An 8,497-nucleotide genomic window follows, 5' to 3' on the forward strand; every position below is an offset into this window, starting at 1 on the left:
CGTCGGGCGAACGATGTCTGGGGTCGCTAGGGGTTGGAGCATCGCGGCGGACTTCCGTAGGTTCGGCGCCATTCGCTCCGGGGCCGAGAAAAAGTAGACGGTTCTCAGCCGCCCGTCGTGCGCAACCAGGAGATCCGATGCCAGCCGATGTCTCTCGTCGAAAACTTCTCGCCTCCGCCGGAATTCTCGGCGCGGCGGGTGTGTCCGCGGAGGTTCTCGCCGCCGACCAGGCGGCGGTCGCCGCTCCCGCCACGGAACCGGCCTACGGCGGCGCGACCGTCAGGTCGGGCGATGCGCGTTATCAGGACCTGGTCCGCAGCTGGAACGGCCGTTTCGCCGGCAGTCCGGAGTACGTGCGGATGGTCGGCACAACGGCGCAGGTGGAACAGGCCGTGGCCGAGGCCGTCCGGGCCGGGAAGCGCATCGCGGTGCGCAGCGGCGGGCACTGCATCGAGAACTTCGTCGCGAACTCGAGCGTGCAGGTCCAGATCGACATGGCCCAGATGAACGCCATCTACTACGACCCGGCCCGCACCGCGTTCGCGATCGAGCCCGGCGCGACGCTGCGGGAGGTCTACAAGACGCTGTTCACCGGCTGGGGAGTCACCCTCCCCGGCGGAACGTRCCCGGCGGTCGGGGTCGGTGGGCACTTCGCCGGTGGTGGCTACGGCGCCCTCGCCCGCCGGGCGGGAATCGTCCCCGACCACCTGTACGCGGTCGAGGTCGTCACCGTCGACCGTTCGGGAACGCCGCGCACGGTGGTCGCCACCCGCGAACCGGGTGATCCCAACCGGGAGCTGTGGTGGGCTCACACGGGCGGCGGCGGTGGCAACTTCGGCGTGGTCACGAAGTACTGGATGCGCAGCACCGCCGCGACCGGCACCAACCCGTCGAAGCTGCTGCCGACACCGCCGGCACGGGCGCGGCTCATCGACTTCGCCTGGCCGTGGACCGGCCTGGACGTCGCCACGTTCAGCCAGCTGGTCCGGGGCTACCTCACCTGGCACGCGGAGAACAGCGCACCGGACGCCGCAGCCGCCCGGCTGAGCGCCAATCTGACCTGCGCCCATGTCAGCTCCAGCCCCGTCGTCGGGATACAGGTCCTGGTGAACCCGGACGAGGCGGACTCCGACGCGCTGCTCGCGGGCTTCCGCGCCGCGGTCGTCGACCCGGTGCGGGCGGCCCTGACGGTCCGTGAGCGGACCCTTCCCTGGCTGCAGGCCACCAACTACACCGGCTATCCCGACACCGGGGCGGTGGTCGGACGCCGCAACAAGTCCAAGGGCTCCTACCTGCGTGCGAGCTACACGGACGCCCAGCTCGCCACGACCCACCGCTATCTGACCGCACCCGGCATCACCGCACCCCTGGCCGGCGTCCTGTTCGCGTCCTACGGCGGCCGGGCCAACGCGGTCGCGCCGGACGCCACGGCGACCCCGCAGCGTGACTCGGTCCTGAAGGTGCTGCACACCGTGCACTGGGACGCGGCGACCGACGACGACCGGAACCTCTCCTGGCTGCGCGAGTTCTACCGCGACGTGCACGCCGACACCGGTGGTGTCCCGGCCCTCGGCGGTATCACCGACGGTTCCTACATCAACTACGCCGACGTCGACCTGGCGGATCCGGCCTGGAACACCTCCGGCATCCCGTGGACGGAGCTGTACTACAAGGGCAGCTATCGCCGGCTGCAGCAGGTCAAGGCGCGCTGGGACCCGCGGAACGTCTTCCGGCACGCGCTGTCCATCGCCCTGCCGTCCTGACGGCCCCGGTGGTGCCGGCGGCCACGGCGGTGACGCCGTGGCCGCCGGGGTGACAGCGCTGCCGACAGCGGGCGCGGGCTACCAGGGCACGGACCCCGTCTCGCTGAAGATCCCACCGGTGGGTCCGTCCGGGCCCAGGGTGGCGAGCCGGACGGCGACCGTCGCGCCCTCGGCCGCCGTGCGTGGCGAGGGGAAGCCGACACCGCGGATCAGGTCGGTGTCGCAGCGGCCGGGGTCCGCGGCATTGACCAGTACGTTGTCCTTGCGGAGCTCTTTCGCGTACTGGACCGTGATGGCGTTCAGCGCGGTTTTGGACGGCGCGTACCCGGCCGAGGCGGGAACGTTGGCGAAGGGGCCGGCGGGATCGCCCATGATGGACAACGAACCCACGCTGCTGGAAAGGTTGACGATCCGCGGCGCCGTCGAGCGGAGCAACCACGGGAGTACCGCGTTCGTCACCCTGATCACGCCGAAGACATTCGTGTCGAAGACCGCGCGAACCGCGTCCGGATTCGCCGTGCTCGGGATGAGGGTGTCGATGCCACCTGAGATTCCGGCATTGTTCACCAGGACGTCGAGTCGGCCGAACCGCTCGCCGATGAAATCGGCGGCGATACGGACCGAATCGTCGTCGGTGACGTCGAGTCGCACGAATTGGGCGTCCCCGCCGGCGGCGGAGATCTCGGCGGCGGCGGCGGCGCCGAGCGCGGCGTCGCGCGCGCCCACGAGCACGGTGAAGCCTTGCTGGGCGAGCTGCGCGGCGACCTCCCGGCCGATGCCCTTGTTGGCGCCGGTGACGAGTGCTATGCCTGACTTTGTTGTCTCTTCGGCCATGGACCAAGCTCACCATCAGCCTGTCGACGGTTTCAAATACCGTCCAGGTAAGAACCGATACCCTGCGGGTATGGAACGACTCGAGACGCGGGAGCTCTCGTATTTCGTCACGGTGGCCGAGGAGCTGCACTTCGGGCGGGCCGCGCAGCGCCTCAGGATGGCGCAGCCACCGCTGTCGCGAGCGATCCGCCAGCTTGAGCGGCGGATCGGGGTCACCCTGCTGGACCGGACCAGCCGTCGGGTGTCGCTGACCCCGGCCGGCCGGGTCCTGTTGGAGGAGGGCCGCCACGTGCTGGACGCGGTCGCCGCCGCCGAGCGGCGCACCCGGCGCGCGGCCAGCCCGGAACCGGCGATCGTGCTGGCGATGAAGTCCGGCGGTGACGGGGGGCTGCTGCCCGGCATCCTGGCCGCCTACGCCGAGGATCCCGCCGCCGTCGCCGTCGACGTCGTGTTCACGAGCGGCCAGCGCGCGGCCATGGTCCGTGACGGGCGGGCCGACGTCGCCATCCTGCACTGCCCGCCTGATGACACGACCGGCCTCGACTGTGAGGAACTGACGGTCGAGGGGCAGGTGGCGCTGCTGCCCGCCAGCCATCCCCTCGCCGCCCGGGAGACCCTTCGGGTCGCCGACCTGGCCGGCGAGGTCCAGCCCCGGTGGCCCTCGGACCGCACGGATCCGGCGGGCCTGCCGGGCGGGTCCGATCCGTCCGCGCGGACCGGCCTCACCACCTCCAGCGATCCGCCGGTGCCGCTGGCCGGGCCGGTGGTGAGCGACGGCATCCAGCTGATGCAACTGGTCGCGCTGGGCCGGGTGGTCGCGGTGGTGCCCGAGTCGGTCCGCGGCCACATCCGCCACGACATCGCCTGCGTGCCGGTAGCGGACGCACCGCCGGTGCACGTACTCATCGCCCGGTCGGAGCAGAGTCGTTCCAACGCCATCGCGGCGCTGCTGCGGGTCGCCGCGACCGTCGCCGAGCGGCACTAGCTGAGCGGCACCAGCCGATCGGCATCAGGCGATCGGCATGCGGGCGGTCGTGAACAGGTTCGCCAGGTCCTTGCGCCCTGCCACCCGCAGTTTCCGGTAGGTCCGGGTGAGGTGCTGCTCCACCGTGCTGACCGTGATGAACAACCCCGCCGCGATCTCCCGGTTCGTCTGCCCACGGGCCGCTCGCGCGGCGACCTTCTGCTCGGCCTCGCTCAGGGAGGCCATTCGGTCCACTGAGGTCAGGACCCTCGATGACGCCCCGGCACCGGCGTGACCGCGTCCGGTGCCAGGGCCCAGCTCGGTGTCACGACGCCGTCTTCCGGCGGGATGCCTGCTGGCGGCAGCGTCGCTGGCCGCGGCGCCCGCGGTCGCACCGGCGTCCCGGGTGCTGGTGGCCCGCCGGCCTGCGGGCGGCACGTTGTCGGCGAGCAGCCGCCGGGCATGGGCCGGCTCGCCGAGCCCGAGCAGCGCCTCCGCCGCGTGGTCGCGCCACGGCACCATCGTGGGGACGTCCGTCCCCCAACTGCGCATCAGGTCGCCGCACAGCCGGAAATCGTCGAGCGCCGCGCGGTGCAACCCGATCGCGATCCGGTGCCGGCCACGAGCCTCCAGATAGTGCAGCCCGAAGCCGGTCTGGAACATGTTCGCCGGGATCGGGTGATCAAGCAGCTCGGAAGCCTCGTCGTGCCGGCCCAGCACGGTCATCGCCCGTACCAGGACGCCGAGGGGCAGCCCGATGCCGACGCCCCAGTCAGCCACCGTGAACGCGGACAGCGCGCCCCGGGCGAGCTGCCCGGCGGTGTCGGCCTGGCCGAGGCGCATCGCGGCCTCGGCCCGCAGCGCCAGCAGCTTCGCCCCCCAGGTCGGCGACGACTGGACGGAGTCGTTGCGCAGCAGGTTCTCGAACCACCGCCGGGCGCCCTCGGCGTGGCCCGCGTACAGCAGCGCGAGGGCGGCGACGGACGCCGCGGAGATCGTCTCGGGTGGGGACCCGGTCTGCACCGTACGCCGGATGATCTGCTCGGCCCGCAGCGGCAGCGCGGGATCCGGCCGGCCGCTCAGGACCCGGGCCAGCTGGGTCGCCGCCTCCAGCCGAGGATGGAAGATCGCCGGCAGGTCCCGGGACCGCTCGTCGACCCAACGCGGTGACCTGCGCACCAGCTGCCGGGCGACCTCCGGGTAGAGGGACCGCAGCCACAGGTCCATGAAGCGGATCTCGATCCGCGTCGAGGTGTCCGGGTGCTCGTCCTGCCCGACGAGATCGGCGAGTAACGTGGTCGCCTCGTCGAACCGGCCGTGCCAGAGCAGGAACTGCGCTGCCGTGGTGGCCTCGGCGGCGGACAACCGCCCCACGCGCGCGGCGTTGACCAGGAAGGACAGATGCCGGACGGAGTCCCGCGGGCTCTGCCACCAGTCGAGCGCCGCGAGCTCGGCGGTCAGCGAATCGCGCTGTGGTCCGTCCGCTGCCCGCAGGGCCAGGCGCAGGAAGGCCGCCGCGAGCGCCGGGTCGCCGTCGTTGCAGGCCTCGCGGGCCGCGTTCTCCAGCACCGGCACGGCCCACGGTTCCAGCTCGCTGTCGGCGTCGAGCAGATGCTGGGCGACGACGGTGGCGGAGCAGCCCTCCGCGTTCAGCAGGACGGCCGCCCGCGAGTTCAACCGGCGCCGTTCGGCGGCGTCCGTGCTGGCGAGCACCGCGTCCTGCGCCGCCGGATGCCGGAACAGGCCGCGGGCGGTCAGTATGCCGGCGGTGTGCAGCGCGCGGAGCGCCCGGACCACCCCGGGCTGGCCCAGGCCGGTCAGCTGGTCGAGCAGGCGGGGGGTGGCTGACCGGCCCAGCACCGCGACCGAGCGGGCGAGTGGGGTGGTGAGACCGCCGATCCGATCGAGCGTGGTGAGCACGGCGAGCCGGAAACGCTCGCCAGCCGCGGGCGCCGCGCGCTCACCGGTCCGCGGGTTGTCAGATCCAGGGCCGCCGGCCTGGCTGTCGTCAGCCGATCGGCCGTTGCCCTTCTGGTCCTCGATGAGCGCGTGGACGAGTAACGGACTCCCACCGGTCACCTGATGCCAGGTGGGCGCGAGACGGATGCCGGCGATCGGACCGAGCCGGCGGCCCACCACGGTGGCGACGCCGTGCTCGGTCAGCGGTGCGAGCCGGAGCACGTCACCGTCCTGGCGGCGCCGTACCTCGTCCAGCGCGGCGGGGTCGGCGGGGGTGGCATCCGCGCAGACCGTAAACAGCATCGCTATCCGGGCCGCTCGCGACCTGCGGAGCAGGTGGACCAGGATCGTGAGTGACTCCCGGTCGGCATGGTGCGCGTCGTCGACGATGAGGAGTATCGGCGCCGAGGCGCTGGCGCGGACCAGGTGCGCGCACCAGGTGTGGGTGACGTACCACAGCGCACGGTCGACGTCCCTGGCGTCGGGCTCCCGGTCGGCCAGGGTGGCCGTGATGGCCGCGCCCAGCGCGGCGCCGGGCGGTTCACTGTCACCGGGAAGCAGCTGACTGACTATTCCGAAGGGAAGAGCGCGCTCACGGTGTGCCCCGTCGGCCGTGAGGACGCGGAAGCCGCGGGCCTCGGCCTGGCGGGCGAGGCCCGCGGCCAGAACGGATTTTCCGTGGCCGGCCGCGCCCTCGATGACCGCGACCCTGATCGGCGAGTACCGGTCGAACGTGAGCAGTGCGCTGAGTCTGGTGTTCTCGCGGTCTCTTTCGACCAGTGTGTATCCGGTTGCCAGGTCGTGGTGGGGGGCGTCCGGTCGGGGCACAGCTCGGTCGTCCTCCTGCATCAGTGCGCGTTCCGCGGGTGACTTCGGTCCGGTCGAGCCCTTTACCTACGAGACATGCGGAGTTCGCCTTCGCGGGCGATCTCACGCAAATTACGACATAACGTTCTGACCCTACCGCAGGAACACCGTCGATACTGCCAAAGAATAAGGAAGTTACCGGCTGCGGATACGCGACTCTTTCTTGACGGCGGGTCCGGACGGTGTTAGCCGCTCCGCTGTCGTCGGTGGCGGGTGCCCGGTGATCGACACGGCGCCTGCCCTGGTCGGTGGACCGCCCGTGTGGATGAATGTCCGCTGCCGTGGCCACTGCGGCCCCCGGGTGTCGGTGCTGGATCTCCGGCGGCGTCGGCAGGAGCTTTCCCGGTGTGTGCGCTGAGACATTAATCTCAGCGCCCTGGCCGGGGAAGGGGTTTTCGCTGATTGTCATTTCTGTCGGCTTCCTATCCGGGGTGTGTACCATGCTCGCGCCGTCCGATGCTGTGCGCGAAGCAGGCGTGGCGGATTCCGGGCCGACTTCCGTGTCGGGTGCACTTCGCGCGCGGTGGCGGGCTGGCGACTCGGGGTGGGGGTGGTTCACGGTGGCCGGGACGGGCTCGGCGCGGGCGCAGGAGTCGCCGCCGCGAGGCCGGTGTTGGCCGGTGTACGCGGGCGTAGGTCCGAAGCGAGCTTGCGCCACAAAAGATCTAAATGATTGGTGTTAAGGTCGATTCGTGGCCGATCTGACGACGAATACTGACGCGCTCCGTCCCGCGGGGGCCGTTCCGGTGGGCGACGACGTGGACGGGCTCGACGACGTGGACGGGCTCGACGACGTGGACGGGCTCGGCACCGAGGCGGCGCGACGTCGCGCCGACCGGCGCTGGCTCGGCCTCGAGCTTCTCGACGTGGCCGACGCCGGTCCGGCGGCGGCTGATGACCCGGCGGCGTTCCTCACGACGCGGGCCGAGGTCACGATGGAGGAGCGTCACCTCACGCAGCTTCAGCGCATGTACGGCGGGATGGGCCTCGCTCTCGTCGGCGCGCTCGTCGAGGAGACGGCCGCACGGCCGCTGCGGTGGGCGACGGCCCAGTTCGTGGGTTCGCCCAGGTACGGCGAGCGTCTCGATCTCGTCGCGGAGGTCCTCGCGGCGGGCCGCCGGACCTCGCAGGTGCGAGTGACCGGCACTGTCGCCGGGCGGGTCGTGCTCACCGGTCTCGGTGCGGCGGCCGAGGCCAACCCGGAGATCCCGGGCGGGACACTCCCGGTGATGCCCGCCTTCCCCCCGCCCGAGGACTGCGAACCGGTCAGGCTGCGGTTTCCGCCGTCCACCCCACCCGGTTTCTTCGGCCTCGTCGAGATACGCCAGCCCGCCGGTGCGGCAGAACCTCGGCTACGGTTCTGGATGCGCTTCGGTGGCCGGCCGGCGACCCGTCCGGCGATGCTGGCGCTGGTCGCCGACTCGGTGCCGACGATGGTGATGGGCGCCCTCGGTAATCCGGGGTCCGGGTCGAGTCTGGACAACACGATCCGGGTCGGTTCCGCGCCGGAGAGCGAGTGGGTGCTGGTCGATGGCGTTCCCGAGCAGGCGGCCGACGGCTACGGACACGGCTCGGTACGTCTGTGGTCGCCCGACGGCTCCCTCGCCGGTGTCGGCAGCCAGACCGCGGCGCTGTGGTTCTACCGGAAGGGATGACCTTCTACCGGAAGGGCTGACCACGGGCACCGCGGGAGAACACCCTGGCGGCCCAGCCCAGCCCAGCCCAGTCCAGTCCGAGCCGAGCCGAGCCGGGTCCTCACGGTTCGGGGATTTCGAAGTGTTCGTCGCGGAGTTCGAAGGCGCGTTTGACGCCGTGTTGGGCGCGGACTTTGACGAAGTTGTATTCGTTGTCTTCGAAGGTGAGGTTGGTGCCGTAGGCGTGGAAGAGGTAGCTGAGGACTTCTTCGCCTTGGTAGCCCTGGAGTTGTTCGACGAGGCGGAAGGCTTCCTTGGCGATGACGATGCCGTCGGCGGGCATGCGGGAGACTTTGCGGGCCCACCATTCGGCGCGGGTGGGGACGTCGGTGTCGGGGACGGTTTCGGTGAAGATGCCGCGTTCGTCGAGTTCGGCGCCGGTGAGGAGGTCGCCGGTGAGGAGCATGCGTTTGGCG

6 protein-coding genes are annotated in these 8,497 nt (G+C 71.3%); 3 read left to right on the plus strand and 3 right to left on the minus strand.

Annotated features, from left to right (window positions below; all coding sequences use genetic code 11):
- Positions 1-137: 137 nt before the first annotated feature.
- Positions 138-1,763, plus strand: a complete 1,626-nt coding sequence (locus CcI49_RS31880; RefSeq protein WP_076832871.1) for a BBE domain-containing protein — start codon at positions 138-140, stop codon at positions 1,761-1,763.
- A gap of 78 nt (positions 1,764-1,841) precedes the next feature.
- Here CcI49_RS31880 and CcI49_RS31885 read toward each other — a convergent pair whose 3' ends face one another.
- On the minus strand, positions 1,842-2,597 hold the full coding sequence (locus tag CcI49_RS31885; RefSeq protein ID WP_054571236.1) for an SDR family NAD(P)-dependent oxidoreductase: 756 nt from the start codon (positions 2,595-2,597) through the stop codon (positions 1,842-1,844).
- Between the two features lie 70 nt (positions 2,598-2,667).
- Here CcI49_RS31885 and CcI49_RS31890 point away from each other — a divergent pair, with 70 nt between their 5' ends.
- Positions 2,668-3,582 (plus strand): LysR family transcriptional regulator, encoded by a 915-nt coding sequence (locus CcI49_RS31890; protein ID WP_054571237.1) that lies wholly within the window; start codon positions 2,668-2,670, stop codon positions 3,580-3,582.
- 24 nt (positions 3,583-3,606) lie between these two features.
- Here CcI49_RS31890 and CcI49_RS31895 read toward each other — a convergent pair whose 3' ends face one another.
- Positions 3,607-6,369, minus strand: coding sequence for a LuxR family transcriptional regulator (locus tag CcI49_RS31895; protein WP_054571238.1), 2,763 nt, complete (start codon positions 6,367-6,369; stop codon positions 3,607-3,609).
- 710 nt (positions 6,370-7,079) lie between these two features.
- Between CcI49_RS31895 and CcI49_RS31900 the strand changes: the two genes are divergently transcribed.
- On the plus strand, positions 7,080-8,042 hold the full coding sequence (locus tag CcI49_RS31900; protein WP_076832876.1) for a thioesterase family protein: 963 nt from the start codon (positions 7,080-7,082) through the stop codon (positions 8,040-8,042).
- A gap of 100 nt (positions 8,043-8,142) precedes the next feature.
- On the opposite strand, the gene CcI49_RS31905 is transcribed toward CcI49_RS31900, so the two are convergent.
- Positions 8,143-8,497 (minus strand): enoyl-CoA hydratase-related protein (locus CcI49_RS31905; protein WP_241840359.1); only part of this gene is annotated, 355 nt, incomplete at its 5' end.

The organism is Frankia sp. CcI49, assembly GCF_001983215.1.
In the GTDB taxonomy this organism is placed as follows: Bacteria; Actinomycetota; Actinomycetes; order Frankiales; family Frankiaceae; genus Parafrankia; species Parafrankia irregularis.

What these genes read in the sequence shown, in the direction of transcription:
- CcI49_RS31890 (WP_054571237.1), top strand. Translation starts at nt 2,668, where the DNA reads ATGGAACGACTCGAGACGCGGGAGCTCTCGTATTTCGTCACGGTGGCC.
- CcI49_RS31885 (WP_054571236.1), bottom strand. Translation starts at nt 2,597, where the DNA reads ATGGCCGAAGAGACAACAAAGTCAGGCATAGCACTCGTCACCGGCGCC.
- CcI49_RS31895 (WP_054571238.1), bottom strand. Translation starts at nt 6,369, where the DNA reads ATGCAGGAGGACGACCGAGCTGTGCCCCGACCGGACGCCCCCCACCAC.